The sequence below is a fragment of the Paraconexibacter sp. genome (assembly GCF_059438195.1).
Window position 1 is genome coordinate 1 of record NZ_JBLKKY010000031.1, and the last position, 16,317, is coordinate 16,317.

The 16,317-nt window shown below is 76.4% G+C and carries 13 protein-coding genes and 1 pseudogene; 5 read left to right on the forward strand and 9 right to left on the reverse strand.

Annotated elements, in window-relative coordinates; translation table 11 throughout:
- A pseudogene (locus ACME2J_RS11865) lies at positions 1-1,443 on the forward strand (hypothetical protein); the annotation flags it as partial.
- A gap of 56 nt (positions 1,444-1,499) precedes the next feature.
- Here the strand turns inward: ACME2J_RS11865 and ACME2J_RS11870 are convergent.
- From ACME2J_RS11870 to ACME2J_RS11900, 7 genes are all read right to left on the reverse strand, one after another.
- Positions 1,500-1,742 carry a hypothetical protein gene (locus ACME2J_RS11870; protein ID WP_495545126.1) on the reverse strand — a complete coding sequence of 81 codons (243 nt, stop codon included), beginning with the start codon at positions 1,740-1,742 and terminating at the stop codon, positions 1,500-1,502.
- Positions 1,739-2,872, reverse strand: coding sequence for an inorganic phosphate transporter (locus ACME2J_RS11875; protein WP_495545127.1), 1,134 nt, complete (start codon positions 2,870-2,872; stop codon positions 1,739-1,741). Before ACME2J_RS11875 ends, ACME2J_RS11870 begins: the two co-directional genes overlap by 4 nt.
- Positions 2,873-2,877: 5 nt before the next feature.
- On the reverse strand, positions 2,878-3,504 hold the full coding sequence (locus tag ACME2J_RS11880; RefSeq protein WP_495545128.1) for a DUF47 domain-containing protein: 627 nt from the start codon (positions 3,502-3,504) through the stop codon (positions 2,878-2,880).
- Between the two features lie 73 nt (positions 3,505-3,577).
- Positions 3,578-4,462: a 3-methyl-2-oxobutanoate hydroxymethyltransferase gene (gene panB / locus ACME2J_RS11885; RefSeq protein WP_495545129.1), complete on the reverse strand. Its 885-nt coding sequence runs from the start codon at positions 4,460-4,462 to the stop codon at positions 3,578-3,580.
- Between the two features lie 33 nt (positions 4,463-4,495).
- A complete protein-coding gene (gene panD, locus ACME2J_RS11890; RefSeq protein WP_495545130.1) occupies positions 4,496-4,879 on the reverse strand; it encodes an aspartate 1-decarboxylase in 384 nt (127 codons plus the stop codon).
- Between the two features lie 4 nt (positions 4,880-4,883).
- Positions 4,884-5,768 (reverse strand): pantoate--beta-alanine ligase, encoded by an 885-nt coding sequence (panC, locus tag ACME2J_RS11895; protein ID WP_495545131.1) that lies wholly within the window; start codon positions 5,766-5,768, stop codon positions 4,884-4,886.
- The gene (locus tag ACME2J_RS11900) at positions 5,765-6,511 is read right to left on the reverse strand and encodes a DUF2520 domain-containing protein (RefSeq protein ID WP_495545132.1); all 747 of its coding nucleotides are present in this window, start codon (positions 6,509-6,511) and stop codon (positions 5,765-5,767) included. The genes panC and ACME2J_RS11900 overlap by 4 nt, the downstream gene beginning before the upstream one ends.
- A 232-nt stretch (positions 6,512-6,743) precedes the next feature.
- On the opposite strand from ACME2J_RS11900, the gene ACME2J_RS11905 reads away from it, so the two are divergent.
- Both ACME2J_RS11905 and ACME2J_RS11910 read left to right on the forward strand, forming a co-directional pair.
- Positions 6,744-7,433, forward strand: a complete 690-nt coding sequence (locus tag ACME2J_RS11905) for a uracil-DNA glycosylase (protein ID WP_495545133.1) — start codon at positions 6,744-6,746, stop codon at positions 7,431-7,433.
- A 63-nt stretch (positions 7,434-7,496) separates the two neighbouring features.
- The gene (locus ACME2J_RS11910; protein WP_495545134.1) at positions 7,497-11,579 is read left to right on the forward strand and encodes an alpha-(1->3)-arabinofuranosyltransferase domain-containing protein; all 4,083 of its coding nucleotides are present in this window, start codon (positions 7,497-7,499) and stop codon (positions 11,577-11,579) included.
- On the opposite strand, the gene ACME2J_RS11915 is transcribed toward ACME2J_RS11910, so the two are convergent.
- On the reverse strand, positions 11,566-13,683 hold the full coding sequence (locus tag ACME2J_RS11915; protein ID WP_495545135.1) for an MMPL family transporter: 2,118 nt from the start codon (positions 13,681-13,683) through the stop codon (positions 11,566-11,568). The genes ACME2J_RS11910 and ACME2J_RS11915 overlap by 14 nt on opposite strands.
- Positions 13,684-13,753: 70 nt before the next feature.
- On the opposite strand from ACME2J_RS11915, the gene ACME2J_RS11920 reads away from it, so the two are divergent.
- Entirely contained in the window at positions 13,754-14,416 is a 663-nt protein-coding gene (locus ACME2J_RS11920) for a winged helix-turn-helix transcriptional regulator (RefSeq protein WP_495545136.1), read from the forward strand.
- 17 nt (positions 14,417-14,433) lie between these two features.
- On the opposite strand, the gene ACME2J_RS11925 is transcribed toward ACME2J_RS11920, so the two are convergent.
- A complete protein-coding gene (locus tag ACME2J_RS11925) occupies positions 14,434-15,771 on the reverse strand; it encodes an oligosaccharide flippase family protein (RefSeq protein WP_495545137.1) in 1,338 nt (445 codons plus the stop codon).
- Between the two features lie 79 nt (positions 15,772-15,850).
- On the opposite strand from ACME2J_RS11925, the gene ACME2J_RS11930 reads away from it, so the two are divergent.
- Positions 15,851-16,261: a hypothetical protein gene (locus tag ACME2J_RS11930; RefSeq protein WP_495545139.1), complete on the forward strand. Its 411-nt coding sequence runs from the start codon at positions 15,851-15,853 to the stop codon at positions 16,259-16,261.
- Positions 16,262-16,317 lie beyond the last annotated feature (56 nt).

Sequence of the window (16,317 nt, forward strand, 5' to 3'; positions counted from 1 at the left end):
GAGGCGGCCGACGAGGCGCGCGCCCTCCGCGAGGCCGCGGAGCGGGAGACGGCCGAGGCGTGGTCGCGTACCGAGACCGAGCTGCGCGACCTGCGCGCCGACGCCGAGGCCGAGGTCGCGGCCGCCCGCGACGAGGTGGCGCGGCTCCGCGAGGAGACCGAGGCCACGCTCGCCGCCGCACGCGAGGAGGCCGATCGCGCGCGTCCGGCCGCCGAGGAGGAGGCGGCTCGTCTCCTCGAGGAGGCGCGTGCCGAGGCCGACGCGATCCTCACCGTCGCACGTCGCGAGAGCGAGGAGAGCGTCAACCGCGCCGTGGCGCTCCGCGAGGAGGCCGACGCGGTGCGTCGCAGCGCCGCACAGGACGCAGCGGAGCGCCGCGCCGAGGCGGAGCGCGACGCGTCGGTCATCCGCGAGGCGGCCGAGCGCGCCGCCGAGGAGCTGCGCCGCCCCGCCGAGGAGCAGGCGGCGGCGCTGCGCGCCGAGGCCGAGGCGCAGATCGAGGAGCGCCGATCCGTCGCGGAGGCGGAGATCGCCGATCGCCGGTCCGCGGCGGAGGCGGAGGCCGAGGCGATCGTGGCGAAGGCGAACGAGGGCATCGAGGCCGCCCGGGCCGAGGCGTCGCGGCTCCGCGAAGAGGCGGAGGCGATCCGCGCGACCGCCGCCGAGGAGGCCGAGCAGGTGCGTGCCGCGGGCGAGGCGGAGGCGGCGCGTCTCAAGGAGGAGGGGGAGAGGATCCTCGCCGAGGCGCGCGCGGAGGCGGAGCGCTTCGAGCGCACGCGCGAGCACCAGGCCGCGGACCTGCGGCGCCGGGCGACCGAGGCGGCGCAGGCCGACGGCCGGCGCATTCTCGCCGAGGCCCGCAGCGCCGCCGACGAGATCCGTGAGCAGGCCGAGGCGGAGCTCGCCGACGCCCGGCGCGGCGCCCGCGAGACCCAGCGCGAGGTCCGTCAGCAGGCGGACCTCCTCCTGCGCGAGGCGGCCGCCCAGGCCGAGCGCGCGGCCGCCGAGGGCGCCGCTCTCCAGGAGGCCGTGAAGGCGGCGACGGACCAGCTCAGGGACTTCGGCGGCCGGCTCCAGGGGGAGCTGCGCGATGTCCACAAGCGGATCGCCGACGCGACGACGGTCCACTCGGTCCAGGCGCGCATCCGCGACCAGGGGACCGACGTCGACCAGGCGGCGAACGAGATCGCGGAGCGCGTCGCGCGGATCCTCGCGAGTCGCGAGCCGCAAGGCGACCCGCCCGCCGCGCCCGCCCCCGCGCAGCCGGCGCGGCCCGCGCCGGAGCCCCGCGAGCCCGCGGCGGAGCGTCCCGAGGCGCAGCGCCCCACGCCGACGTCCGCGCCCGCGCAGCAGCGCGAGGGCGCAGCGCAGCGCGGCGCGCCGCGCTACCCGCTCGAGGAGCCGCCGATCCGCGGCGACGGCCTCCGCCCGCGGTCACGCTGAGCACCGGACGACCGGGACCCGGCGACCGCCCCGGCCTCCTCAGGAGCGGCCGCGGGTCACGAGGCGATGAGCCAGAGCGCGAAGGCGGCCGTGGCGAGCGTGAGCACCGCTCCGAGGACCGTGAGCCCCGCGTACGCGCCGGCGAGCAGCGAGTTGCCCTCGCGCCGGTGGTCGCTCGAGCGGGTCGCCCCGAGGACCGAGAGCGCGAACACGACCGAGACGCCGATGCCCGCGACGGTCGCGGTCCAGATCGCCTCCCACAGCGCGCCGATGTCGACGACGCTCGCGAGGGTCGTCATGCCGGAGCCTCCGCCGCGGCGCCGGCGGGATCGCCCGCGCCCCCGCCGCCGTGCGCGTGCGCGCGACGCTGGAAGACCATCGTGAGGCAGACGACGAGGACGATCGAGACGATGATCGGCCCGGCGGCCCCGCTCCCGAACACGCTCGTCACGCCGTAGGCGGCCGCGCCGATCGCTCCCGCGGCCGGGATCGTGAGCACCCAGGCCGTGACGATGTTCCCGGCGACGCCCCAGCGGACCGCGCTCAGCCGCTTCGCGGCGCCCGCGCCGATGACTCCGCCGTTGATGGTGTGCGTCGTCGAGAGGGGGTAGCCGGCGTGCGAGGCGGCGAGGATGACCGAGGCGCCCGCGCCCTGCGCCGCGAAGCCCTGCGCGGCGTCCATCTTGATGATGCGCGTCCCCATCGTCTTGATGATCCGCCAGCCGCCGCTGTAGGTGCCGAGCGCGATCGCCGTCGCCGCGGAGAAGATGACCCAGAACGGCACGTCGAAGTCGTTCTCCGGCAGGTGGCCGCTCGCGATGAGCGCGAGCGTGATGATGCCCATCGTCTTCTGGGCGTCGTTCGTGCCGTGCGAGAGGGCGAGGAGACCCCCGGAGAGCAGCTGGCCGCCGCGGAACCCGCTCGACACCGGTCCCGGGCGCAGCCGGCCGACGATCCGGTAGATGAGCACGATCGAGACCCCCGCGACGGTGAACGCGAGGAGCGGCGCGATGACCGCGGGGATCATCACCTTGCCGAGGAGCCCCTCGCCGAGGATCGCGTCCGGTCCGGCGGCGGCGAACGCCGAGCCCACGAGCCCGCCGATGAGGGCGTGGGACGAGCTGGACGGGAGCCCGAACCACCACGTCGCGATGTTCCACGCGATCGCCCCGACGAGACCCGCGAAGACCATCGTCATCGTGATCGCCGAGGCGTCGACGATGTCGCTCGCGACCGTGGCCGCCACCTCGAGCGAGATGAACGCGCCCACGAAGTTGAGGATCGCGGCGAGGAGGACGGCGAGCTTCGGCGGTGCCGCGCGCGTCGAGATCGCCGTCGCGACGACGTTCGCGGTGTCGTGGAAGCCGTTGGTGAAGTCGAAGCCGAGGGCCGTCACCACGACGATGACGAGGATGATGTCCGCTTCCATCGCGGTCAGGCGTGCTTGATGACGATGCCCTCGAGCGTGTTCGCGACGTGCTCGGTCGCGTCGATCGCCGCCTCGAGGCCCGCGAAGATGTCCTTCCAGCGGATGACGACCATGGGGTCGATCCCGCCGTCGAACAGGGAGGCGACCGCGTCGCGAGAGAGACGGTCGCCGTCGTTCTCGAGGCGGTTGACCTCGACGGTGTAGTGCTTGATGTCGCGGAAGTCGCGCAGCCGCGGCATCGCCTCCGCGAGGTGCCGGCAGGCCTCCAGGAGGATGTGCGCGAGCTGCTGCGCCTGCTCCATCGGCGCCTCGATCTTGTAGAGGCCGAGCATGTCAGCGACCTCCTCGGTGTAGTCGACGACGTCGTCGAGGGCCGAGGCGAGCTCGAGGATGTCCTCGCGGTCCAGCGGCGTCACGAACGTCGTGTTGAGCCGGCTGATGATGTCGTGCGTGATGCGGTCGCCGTCCTGCTCGCAGATGAGGATCTCCCGCGCGAGCTCCGTCGTCTCGGGCCACCCCCGGAGCTGGCGGTCGAGGAGCTCCGCGGCGCGGACGGCGTTGCTCGCCGACTCCTCGAAGAGCTGGAAGAACTCGCGGTCCTTCGGGGCGAAGACGTTCGAGAGGCGCGCCATGGGCCGCGACCCTAGCGTGTGAACGGGATGTGAAAGTCCCGCCCCGTCCGCAGCGGACGGGGCGGGACGCCGCTCAGATGCGCTCGCGGAGCTCCGCGAGCTCGGAGGGGTCGATCGCGTACCCGTGCTCGGGGCCCGGGTAGCGGCCGCTGCGGACGTCGTCGGCGTAGGCGCCGACCCCGGCTGCCATGTCGTCGAGGATGTCGGCGTAGCGCTGGACGAACTTCGCGCCGCGCCCCTCGCGGATGCCGAGGAGGTCGTGGAAGACGAGCACCTGGCCGTCCGTCGACGGGCCGGCGCCGATCCCGATGACCGGGACGTGCATGCGCTCCATGACGATCTCGGCGACCGCGCTCGGGATCGCCTCGAAGACGACCGAGAAGCAGCCGGCCTCCTGGAGGGCGACCGCCTCGTGCACGACGCGCTCGGCGGCCGCCGCGGTGCGGCCCTGCGCGCGGTACCCGCCGAGGGCGGTCGCGGTCTGCGGCGTGAGGCCGACGTGGCCCATCACCGGGATGCCGGCCCCGACGATCGCGCGGGCGCGCGCGACCGAGGTCGGGCCGCCGCCCTCGAGCTTCACCGCGTCGCAGCCCGCCTCCTTCACGAACCGCATCGCCGTCTCGATCGCCTGCTCGTCGCTCACCTCGTAGGACCCGAACGGCAGGTCGCCGACGAGGAACGGCGTCTGCAGGCCGCGCCGGACCGCCTTCGCGAGCACCAGGATCTCCTCGAGGGTCACGGGGACGGTCGAGGGGTGGCCGAGGACGGTCATCGCGCCGCTGTCGCCGACGAGCACCATGTCGACGCCGGCCCGGTCGACGGCGAGCGCCGAGGGGTAGTCGTAGGCGGTGACCATGACGATCGGCTCGCCGAGCTCGCGCTTCTCCATGAGGCGCGGCAGGGTGACGGGGAGGCGCGAGGCGTCGTTCGGGACGTGGACCTCGGGCAACGTGGACATTCTCTGGCTCCGTTCTCGTCGGACGTGTCGCGCCTACGTGAGGAGCGTCGCGACCGCGGCGTCGACGTCGATGATGCGGTTCGTGCCGGACTCGACGTGGACGACGCGCGGCTCGTAGCGCTCGAGGTCGGCCTCGTCGTACTGGCCGTAGGAGATGACGATGATCGTGTCGCCCTTGTGGACGAGGCGCGCGGCGGCGCCGTTGATCTTCATGTCCCCGGAGCCCCGCTCGCCGAGGATCGTGTAGGTCTCGAAGCGGGCCCCGTTGTCGACGTCGACGACGTGGACCTGCTCGTGCTCCATGATGTCGGCCGCCTCGAGCAGGTCGGGATCGATCGTGATCGACCCGACGTAGTGCAGATCGCAGTCGGACACCGTCGCCCGGTGGATCTTGCTCTTGAGCATGACGCGCTGCATGGGTTCAGCGTCTCCCTGTCGTGGTGGCGGACGGCACGCCGGCCGCCCTGATGATCGTGTTGTCGATGAGTCGGACCCCGCCGACGCGCGCAGCGACCGCGACGAGGACGTCGCCGTCGATCTCCGCGCGGGGGGCGAGGGTCTCCGGGTCGACGACCGCGAGGTACTCGGGGTCGACCGAGAGGTCGGTGAGCTCGGCGCGGGCGGCGGCGAGGACGGCCTCCGCGTCGCGCTGCCCGTCGGCGACGGCGCGCTCGGCGGCGCGCAGCGCGCGGGGGAGGGCGAGCGCGCGCTCGCGGGCGTCGTCGTCGAGGCGGGCGTTGCGGCTCGAGAGCGCGAGCCCGTCGGCGTCGCGGACGGTCGGGCGGACGTCGATCCGCACCGGCATGTCGAGGTCGCGGACGAGGCGTCGCACCACGAGCGCCTGCTGGGCGTCCTTCTGGCCGAAGTAGGCGACGTCCGGCCCGACGATGTTGAGGAGCTTCGTGACGACCGTCGTCACGCCGTCGAAGTGGCCGGTGCCGCGGTGGGCGCCCTCGAGCGTCGTGGTGAGCGGCCCGTCGACGCTGACGACCGTCGAGAACCCGTGCGGGTAGATCTCCCTCGCCGACGGGGCGAAGAGGACGTCGCAGCCGGCCGCCCGCGCGAGGTCGGCGTCGGCCGCCTCGTCGCGCGGGTAGGCGTCGAGGTCGGTGCTCTCGTTGAACTGGGTCGGGTTGACGAAGAGGGACAGGACGACGAGATCGCAGTGCTCGCGGGCCGCGCGCAGGAGCGCGAGGTGGCCGTCGTGCAGCGCGCCCATCGTCGGGACGAGGCCGACCGTGCGCCCCTCCCGTCGGGCCCGGGCGGTCTCCTCGCGGACCTCCGCGATCGTCCGCGCGACCCTCATGCCGCGGCCTCCTCGGCGTCGCGGCGCCCGGCGAGCGCCCGGGTCGCGTCGGCGAGCGCGTCGACGAGGGGGAGGAGGTCCGGCGCGCGCTCGGCGACGACGGCCCGCTGGCGGGCGACCGTCGCCTCGTCCCCGCGGGCGATCGGGCCGGTGAGCGCGTCCCGCGCTCCGTGCTCGGCCCAGTTCTCGACCGTCGCGCGGACGAGCGGCACGAGGAGGTCGCGGGAGGCGCCCGTCGTCGCCAGGAGGCGTTCGGCGGCGGCCTCCAGCGCGACGAGGTAGTTCGAGGCGATCGAGGCGGCGGCGTGGTAAGCGGTCCGGTCGGCGTCGGCGACGCGCGCGGGGATCATGCCGAGGGCCTCGGCGACCGCCGTCACGGCGGCGAGCGCCGCCGGCGTCGCGCCGTCGACGGCGGCGCCGGCGCCGGCGAGCTCGGCCCCGCTCGCGGGAACGGTCATGAGCGGGTGGAGGGAGGCGGCGACGTGGCCGGCAGCGGCGATCGCGTCGAGACCCGTCGCGCCCGAGCAGTGCGCGACGACGCGCCCCTCGCGGACGGGCAGCGCCGAGGCGGCCTGCGCGATCGCCGCGTCCGGGACGCAGAGCAGCACGAGGGCCGCGTCGTCGGCGGGCTGCGCGCCGCGCCCGTGCGGTCCGTCGACCTCGAACCCGGCGGCGGGGAGGGCGGCGGCGAGCGCGGAGCCGAGGCGTCCCCGGCCGATGATCGCGCAACGGCGGGCGCCCACGGCAGCGGGCCAGGAGGGGGCGGGTGTCTTCATGGTCTCGGTCCAGTCCCCGGCGGCGGGGTACCGGTCGCGTCGATGAAGCGCGGCGGTCTGCAGGTGCTGCTCGAGGTCCGGCCCGCAGGAGCGGTGACGGCCTCTCGCTGGAGACTACACCCCGTCGGCGCGTTCGCAACACCTCCGACCGAGGAGCCCGCCGCCCGGGTGGGTCCGGACGGGCACTACCATCAGCCTCGTGCCGGACGCCGAGCCACGCGCGGACGCCCTCGCGGAGTGGGCCGCCGAGACGCGCGGCTGCGCGTGGTGCCCGCAGCTCGCGGCGGTCCGCGCCCAGGTCGTCGTCGGCGCCGGCCGACCGGACGCCGATCTGCTCCTCGTCGCCGGGGCCCCCGATCGCGACGAGGAGCGTGAGGGGCGCGCGCTCGTCGGGCGCGCCGGCGCGCTCCTCGACGATCTCCTCGCCGGGATCGGCCTCGCCCGGGCCGACGTCTTCCTCACCCACGCCGTCATGTGCCGCCCGCCGGACAACCGCGACCCGACCGCGGACGAGCTCGAGCGCTGCCGCGACCACCTCACGCGGCAGATCGAGCTCGTCGAGCCCCGCGTCGTGTGCCCGCTCGGCAACGTCGCGACGAGGGCCCTGCGCCGCGACGCCGCCCCGGTCACGCGTCTGCGCGGGCACGTCGAGAGCGCCGTCGCGGGCCGCCGGGCGTTCCACCTCTATCCGCTGCTCCACCCGGCCGCCGCCCTCTACCGGGACGAGACGGTCGCGCTGCTGCGCGCCGACGTCGCGCGCCTGCCCGAGATCCTCGGGCGACCCGTCCCGCCGCAGCCGGGCGACGCCGCGCCGACCCCCACGCCCGCGCCGGAGGCGGGCGGGCGGCCCGCCGCGCCCGCGGCCGCCGAGCAGCTCGAGCTGTTCTGAGGGCGCGGCCGCCGCGGCTGGCGGCGTGGGTCGCGGAGCGCCCGGTTAGGCTGGCGCGTCCCGGTGCCTCTTCGCCGCCCCGCCCGTCCCGCCCTCATCCCCCTGCTCGTCGCCGCCGGCGCGCTCCTCCTCGCGATCCTGCAGCGGCCGGGGACGCTCATCGCCGACAGTCGCGCCGCGCTCGCCGTCGACCCCGGCGGCCATCTCGGCGACGCGTCGAGCGCCTGGACGGCCACGGGCGCGCTCGGCGAGGTGTGGGCGGGACCGGCCGCGCTCGAGATGCTGCCCGCCTCGCTCCTGCTCGCGATCGGGGACGCGCTCGGGTTCCCTGAGTGGATCGCGCAGCGGCTCTGGGTCGGCGGGCTCCTCGCCGTCGCCGCATGGGGGACCGTCCGGCTCCTCGACCGGCTGCTCGCGGGTCCGCGCGGTCCCGAGCACGCGATCGCCGCCGTCCTCGTCGTGCTCAGCCCCGTGGTCGCGGCCGCCCTCTCCGGGGCGAGCATCGTGCTCGTCGCCTACGCCGCCCTGCCGTGGCTCCTCCTCGTCGTCCACGACGGCCTGAGGGAGCCCCAGGCGTGGGGCCGGCCGCTCGCGGCCGCGCTCCTGCTCGGGCTCGCGGCCGGAGGCACGCTCGCGGCGCTCGGCTGGGTCGCGGCCGGGGCGGCGCTCCTCGTCGTGCTCTCGGTCGCCTCGGGCGCCGTCGGAGGCGCGGCCGCCGTCGCGTTCTGCTGGCGTCTCGCGCTCCTCGGCCTCCTCCTCTGCGCATGGTGGCTCGTGCCGCTCGTCGTCGGCCTCGCCGCGGGCACCGAGACGCTCGGCCCCGCCGCGATCGATCTCCGCGACGTCCGCGGTGAGGGGCCGGTCCTCCTGCGGTCGGACGTCCTCGCGGTCGCGGGGCTCGCGGTCCTCGGCGCCGCCGTGCTCTCGTGGGCGTGGACGTGGAGGCACCGGGCGACGACGCTCGCCGCGGCGCTCGTCGCCCTCGGGCTCGCGGGCGTCCTCGCCGCCTTCCCGGACGCCGCGCCGCGCGGCGGGCTCGCGGCGGCGGGCCTCGACGACGGCGACCTCCTGCGCACGGGCGGGGAGGCCGCGCTCCTCGTCGGGCTCGGCGTCGCGATCCTCCTCGGCGTCGCGACCGGGCGTGTCGTCCGCGCGGTCGGGGAGTCGCGCGGCCCACGACCCGCCGTCCTCGCCGCCGCGCCGGTCGTCGCCCTCGTCGCGCTCGCCGCGTGGCCGCTGGCGTCCGGCCGCGCGCCCGACGCCGACCTCGGGATCGACGTCCCGGGCTTCTGGGAGGACGCCGCCGACGACGTCGACGCCGTCGAGGGCGACGCCCGGGCCCTCCTCGTGCCCGGTCAGGTCGTCGCGTCGCGCGACTTCGGCGAGGCGGTCGAGCCGGTGCTCGGGGCGCTCTCCGCGGCCCCGGTCGCACAGCGCTCCGGCCGCGCGCACGGCGACCCGCGCTCCGCCGCCCTGCTGCGGTCCGTCGACGACCTCGTCACGCGGGGGACGCTCCTCCCGGGCCAGCTCGCCCCCCTCCTCGACGTCCTCTCAGTCGGGCGCCTCGTCCTCGCCCGTGACGGCGTGCCCCGGCGCAGCGGCGAGACGCCCTCCGGGGAGGTCACCCGGACCCTCGGCGGCCAGCCCGCCGCGGGCGCCTCGCGAGCGAGGACGCTCGGCCCGCCGGTCCTCCTGCGCGACGACCCCGGCCGCATCGCCGGCGCCCGGACCGCACCGGCGATCGAGATCCGTCCCGTGCCGACCGACGGGCTCGTGCGGGTCCTCCCTCGTGGCCCGCTCACCGTCGTCGACGGGGGAGCCGAGGGGCTCGTCGACCTCGCGGCGTTCGGCGACCTCGACCCGGCCGCCCCGCACATCTACGCGCCGGACCTCGCGCGCGACGGGATCACCGAGGCCGCACGCTCCGGCGCGTCGTTCGTCATCGCCGACGGAGCGCACCGCCGCCTCCTCGCCCGCGACCGCCTCCGCGCGAACCGGGGGCCCGTCGTCGCGGCGGGCGAGGAGGTCGACGACCGCGCGCCCCCGCTGCCGTTCTCCACCGGCCTCGACGGCGCCGGCGGGCTCGACCGGCCGGAGACCCAGACCGTCGCGGTGATCCGCGGGGAGGGCGTCCGTGCCGTGCGCGCCCCCGTCGACCCGCACGCCGCGCAGTCGCCCGAGCACCGCGCCACGGCGGCTCTCGACGGCGACCTCGGCACGATGTGGCTCGCCGAGCCCGGGCTCCCCGAGGACGAGCACAGGCTCGACGTCGAGTTCGTGCGGCCGCGCGACGTCGACGTCATCGCCCTGCACCCCGCCTCCGACAGTCGCGGCGTCGTCCGCGCGGTCGAGGTGAACGGCACCCGGCACGAGGTGCGCCGCGGCTGGAACCGCATCGACGTCGACCTCGAGGACGTCGACCGCCTGCGGGTCCGGATCGCGGAGGTGGACCGCCCCGACCGGCGGCGCGCCGGGGCGGGCGGCATCCGCGAGCTCCGGATCCCGGGGGTGCGGGTCCGCGAGCTGCTCCGGCCGCCCGTCGTCCTCGAGCGCGCGCTGCGCGAGGAGGACGTCTCCACGAGCCCGCTCACCTACCTCCTCTCCAGGGTCACCGCCGTGGCGCCGCGCACGCGCGGCCGCCTCCGCGGCGAGCCGCAGGCCCGCGACCCGAGGGACGCGCGGGATCCCGAGGCGCGGATCTCGCGGATCCTCACGCCTCCCGCGGCGCGCAGCTTCACCGCCGAGGCGTGGGTCAGCCTCGACCCCCGGGCCTCGGACCGCACGATCGACCGCGCGATCTCACCGGCCGCCGCCTCGCTCGGCGCGCGGTCGTCCTCCCGCTACCGCAACCTCCCGCGCCATCGCGCCTCGGGCGCGTTCGACGGCGGACTCGACCGCGCCTGGATCGGCGAGTGGATCCCGGGGCGCCCGGCGTGGATCTCGTGGCGGACGCCGCGCACCGCGTCGCTCGAGCGGCTGCGGATCGTCCCGCCCGCCGTGAGCGTGCGCCGGCCGACCCGCGTCCGGCTGCGCTCCGAGAACGGCGCCTCGGACGTCGTCGCCGTCCGCGACGACGGCTTCGTGCGGCTGCCCGAGCCTCTGCGCGGGCGCTCGTTCCGCCTCGACGTCGTCGACGCCGACTACGCGCCGGGGGCGCCGCCGGCGGCGCGGGCGCGTCGCGCCGTCGGCATCGGCGAGCTGCGCGGCGCCGGCGTCGATCCCGTCCCCGCCCGCCGGTCGGGCCGGGTGAGCGTCGCCTGCGGCGCCGCCGAGATCGAGGCCGGCCGCGAGCGGTCCGAGCTCCGGATCCCCGCCCAGGACGTCCGTCGTCTCGACGCGGGGCGCCCGGTCCGCGCGGAGGGCTGCTCGCCCCTCGACCTGCCGTCCGTCCGGCTCGAGCTCAACGACACCGGTCGCGGCGCGTGGCGGATCGACCACCTGCGGCTCTCGTCGACCCCGCCCGCGGGACTCGCCGTCCCCGGCCTCGGAGGCTCCGTCCTCGACACCGGCACCCGCGGGCGCGGCGAGCGCACCGGCGTGCGCGTCGAGGTCGCCGGCCCGGCCTGGCTCGTCCACGGCGAGGCCTTCGACCCCGGCTGGCGCGCGAGCTGCGACGGGCGGGACCTCGGCGACCCCGTGCCGCTGCAGGGGTACGCGACCGCCTGGCCCGTCGAGGAGGGGTGCGAGGAGGTCGAGATCTCCTTCGCCCCGAACGGCGCGGTCGCGGCCGGGCGCGTCGCGACGGCCGCGACGCTCGTCGTGCTCCTGGCGCTGCTGCTGCTCCTGCGCCGCCAGCGTCGCGTCGCGACGACGACCGCGGGCCTCGGCCGCGTCCTCGGCGCCATCGGCGGCGCGAGCCTCACCGGGGAGACGCCGTCGCACCTGCGCCCGCGGCCGGCGCGTGACGTCGGTCCCCTCGCGGCCCGCTGGGCGCGACGCAGCGCCTTCGTCGCCGGCGCGGCGCTCCTCGTCGCGGCGCCCGCGCTCCACCTCCTGCGGGACGAGATCGACGCCGCCGGGCCGAGCGGGCCGGTCTCCCTGCTCGACGTGCCCGGGCACTGGGCGGTGCTCGCCGCCCTCGTCGTGCTCGCCGTCGGCGTCGCGGGCTCGACGCTCGCCGACCGGCGACCGTCTACGCCTCGCTGATCCCGACGCGGCCGTGGAGCCGCCGCAGGGGCGAGGGCGACCACCACGCCGAGGGCCCGAGCAGGTGCATGAGCGCCGGGAAGAGGAGCACGCGGACGAGGGTCGCGTCGATCGCGACCGCGAACGCGGTGCCGACCCCGGACTGCTTGAGGAAGATGAGAGAGCTCGTGGCGAGAGCGCCGATCGCGACGCAGAACAGCGCGGCGGCGGCCGTGATGAGGCTTCCCGTCCGCTCGGTCGCGAGCACGATGGCGTCGCGGTCGGCGTAGCCGGAGCGGCGCAGCTCGGCGATCCGCGCGAGGAGGAAGACGGCGTAGTCGGTCGAGAGGCCGAAGACGAGCGCGAAGAGGAGCATCGTCGTCGCGGTCTCGATCGCCCCGAGGCTCGTGTAGTCGAGGAGCCCCTCGAGGCGCCCGTCCTGGAACACGAAGACGAGCATCCCGTAGGCGGCGACGAGGACGAGGCCGTTGGCGAGGACCGCCTTCACCGGGAGCACGACGGACCCGGTGAGGAGGAAGAGGACCAGGAGGGTCGCGCCGCCGGCGACGAGGAGCGCGGCCGGGAGGTGCTCGTCCACGCTCGCGCGGAAGTCGAGGAGGCCGGCGCCCGCTCCGGTGACGCCGAACGGCACCGACGCGCGCAGGTCCCGGACGCGCTCCACGTAGGCGAGGCCCGCGTCGGACATGGGGGCCGCCCGGGGCAGCGCCTGGAGGAGGACGAGGTCGGGCCCGAGCCGCCTGGGGAACGTGACGCTCGAGGTGCCCGGGAGCGCGCGCAGGCGCTCGGCGAGGGCGGCGACCTCGTCGTCCTGCTGCGGAGTCGCGCGGACGGCGAGCGACACCGGGCTGTCGAGGTTCGGCGCGAAGTCCCGTGAGACGGCGTCGGCGACGACGCGGACGTCGGTGGTCGGCGGGAGGACGCGCTCGTCGATGCCGTTGCGCTCGAGCCGGGTCGCGGGGACGGCGATGAGGACGAGGAGCAGGAGCGCGACGATGCTCGTCGCCCCCGGGCGGCGGGCGACGAGGCCGGCGACGCGCCGCCAGCGCGCCGCGCGGGCGCGGTTCGCGGCCTCGTCGCCGCGCCCGAGCCGCAGCGCGTCGATGCGCGGTCCGAGGACGACGAGGAGCGCCGGGACGACGGTGAGGGACGCGATCGCCGCGAAGATCGTCACGAAGGTCCCGCCGAGGCCCATCGAGTAGAGGAAGCGCTGCGGGAAGAGGGCGAGCGCCATGAGCGCCGCCGCGACGGTGAGGGCGCTGAAGGCGACCGTGCGCCCGGCCGTCCGCATGGTCGTCCGCAGCGCGGTCCGGGGGTCTGCTCCCGCGGCGAGCTCCTCGCGGTGGCGCGAGACGAGGAAGAGGCTGTAGTCGACCGCGAGACCGAGGCCGAGCGCGCTCACGATGTTGATCGAGAAGATCGAGATCGGGACGAGCTCGTTGAGGAGCCGCAGGCCGAGGATCGAGCCGACGATGCTGATGATCCCGACGAGGAGCGGGAGGGCGGCCGCGACGAGCCCCCGGAAGACGACGACGAGGAGCAGGAAGAGGATCGGCACCGCGAGCAGCTCGGCCCGCGCGAGGTCGGCCTCGACCTCGTGGTTGACCTCGGTGAAGGCGGCGCCCGGGCCGCCGATCATGAGCGACAGCGGGCCCGCAGCCTCCTCGACGCGGTCCTCGAGCCGGTCCACCGCCTCGGCCTTCGGCTTCTCGTCGCGCTCCCGGAAGAAGACCGCGAGGAGCGTCGAGCGGCCGTCGGGGGCGAGGAGGCGCGGGTCCTGCGCCGGGCTCGCGACGCGTGCGACGGCGGGATCGCCGGTGAGGGCGCGGGCGGCGTCGGCGAGCTGACGCTGCGCGGCCGGCTCGGCGAGCGAGACGCCGTCCGGGGCGGAGGCGAGGAGGACGATGCCCGGCTCGGTCTCGAAGCCCGCGGCGTCGCGGAGCGCGTCCGCGGTCCGCTCGGAGGGCGAGTCGCCGTCGCGGAAGCCGGCCGGCGAGAGCGCGTCGAACGTGCTCGGGACGAACGCCACGCAGACGGCGACGAACACGGCGGCCACGGCGAGGAGACGCCGAGGGTGGGTCGTCGCGAGCGACGCGAGTCGGTCCATGGCGCCGCACCCTAGTGCATCCACTATGTCTTTTTGAAGTCATCGCGCGGAAGTGGCATCATCGCCGTCGATGGCGGAGCGCAGCTACGGCCAGGCCTGCCCGCTCGCGCGGGCGCTCGACGTCCTCGGCGAGCGCTGGACCCTGCTCGTCGTGCGTGAGCTCGGCGGAGGCCCGCGGCGCTTCGGCGAGCTCCTCGAGGGCCTCCCCGGCATGAGCACGAACCTCCTCGCGATGCGCCTCCAGCGCCTCTCCGACGCCGGGCTCGCCGAGCGGGCGCCCGACGAGCGGGCCTGGCAGCTCACGGAGCGCGGCGCGGCGCTGCGTCCCGTGCTCGCCGAGCTCGCCCGCTGGGGGATCGAGACGCTCGGCGTCGACGAGGCGTTCCTCAGCGGCTTCCGGCCCCGCGTCCTGGTGAGCGCGATCGCCCTCACGGCGCCGCTCGACGGCGAGGACGTCTCGGCTCTCCCGGGTCCCCTCGAGCTCCGCTCGGAGGGAGAGGTCGTCACCCTGCGCCCGGGCGCCGACGGCGTCCTCGTCGAGGAGGGTGCGGCGGCCGGCGGAGCCCGTCTCGGCGTGACGATCGATCGCGGCACCCTGCTCCTCCTCCTGGGCGGGCACGTCACGGTGGCGGCCGCCGTCGACTCGGCTGCGCTCACGCTCGACGGCGCGACCGAGGACCTCGAGGCCTGGATCGCGGCGCTGCGCCTCGACGTCCCGCTCCGCGCCGGCTGAGACCGGCCGGGGAACCGCTACGCCGGCGCGGTCACCGGCGCCGGCATCGGAGAGCCCGGGCGCGCCGCGCGCCATCCGAGGACGAGGACCGCCGCCGAGGCCACGACCTGGGCGGAGAGGACGACGGCCGCGAACGACTCGATCCCGACCTCCAGCGCGAAGAGGAGCGCGATCTCCGTCGCGGCGACGACCGCGAGCACCCCGAGGAAGCGGACGAGATGGAGCGCGAGCATGTACTGCACGGTGAGGTAGGAGATCGCGAGCAGCGTCATCGCGACGCCGAGGAGGGGGAGGGCACCGGCGCCGTCCGCGCCGTCCGGGCCGAAGCCGACGCGGAGGAGGAGCTCGGGGGCGACGGCGAAGATGAGGAGCGCCGGTGCCGCGACGGCGACGAGCACGCCGAGGGCCCGTGCGAGGACCGGGCGAGGGTCCCGTCCCTCGGCGGCGCGTCGGGTCGCCTCCGGGAGCAGCTGGAGCCCGACGCCGATCGCGACCCACACGACGCTCTTCGCGGCGACCGCGGCGATCGCGTAGGCGCCGGCGCGCTCGGAGTCGAGCTGGTGGCGGGCGATGACGACGTCGACGTTCTGCAGGAGCGCGAGGAGGAGCAGCCCGGCGATCGGGACCCAGCCGCCGGAGACGAGCCCGCGCAGCGTCGAGATGCGTGGCAGCGCACCCGCCGGCTCCCCCTCGGCGGCGAGCCGGCGGGAGATGACGAGCCCGAGCGCCACCGCCGTCACCCCGAGGGTGAGGGGCGTCGCGACGAACGCGCCGGTGACGCCCGCCCCGGCGAGGACGAGGCCGACGCCGACGACGAGCCGCCCGAGGGACTCGACGATGAGCGAGGTCCCCACGGCGACGTAGGCGTGGAGTCCCTGCAGGACCCCGCGCTGCAGCGAGACGAGCATCCAGAGGCCGCCGGTCGCCGGGATCGCGGCGGCGGCCCACGAGTGCTCGGGCGTCCCGGCGAGTGCGGCGAGCGGCGACCGCAGCACGAGCCCGGCGAGGACGAGCGCGAGGGTCGCTCCGGCGATCTGGAGCGTCCACGCTCGCACGGTGCGGCGCGCGCGGACCGGATCTCCGAGCGCGCCCAGCGCCGTCTCGCGAGCGGCCGCGGCCTGCACCGCCTGACCGGTCACGAGGAGGATGAGGAAGAGCCCGACGATCGCGGCGAGGGCGCCGTAGTCGTCGGCGCCGAGGAGCCGCGTGACCGCCACGGTGAAGCCGAGCTGGACGACGTTGCTCACCATCGTCGCGCCTGCGAGTCCGGCGGCGGCCCCGGTGCTCGAGCGCTCGAGAGCCGCGACGAAGGCGGGCAGCCCGCGAGCCGCGGTGTCGGACCGGACGCTCGGCACCGCGCGACGGTAGCGCAGCGGGGGGCTGCAAGCGGCAGACCCGGGCCGCGTCCGGCTCCTCCCTAGACTTGCGGATCGCGTGACCGGACGCCGTTCCATCGCCGCGCTCACCAGCGCGCTCCTCATCGCCGCCGCCGTGCCGGCCCCCGCCCTCGCCCAGGACGCGACGGGAGAGGCCGTCGACCCCGCGACGCTCGCCCAGGAGATGCCGCCGCTCGAGTCCGTCGCCCCGCTCACGCCGGTCCCGCAGACCGACGAGCCCGCGCCGGAGCCCGAGCCGGAGCCCGATCCCCGGCCGGAGCCCGATCCGGAGCCCGATCCCGCACCGGAGCCGGAGCCGGCACCCGAGGTGAGCGACGCCCCGCGCGAGGCGTCGCAGGCCGAGCTCGCCGAGACGGGCGCCGATGCGCGGCTCGTCCTCGGGATCGGCCTCGCGATGCTCCTCTCCGGAGCCGGGCTGCGGCTGCGCACGATCCCCGAGCGGTTCTGACCGGGTCCCGGCGCCGGACCGCCGACCCGGGCGGGGCGCGTTCGTATGCTTCCGGT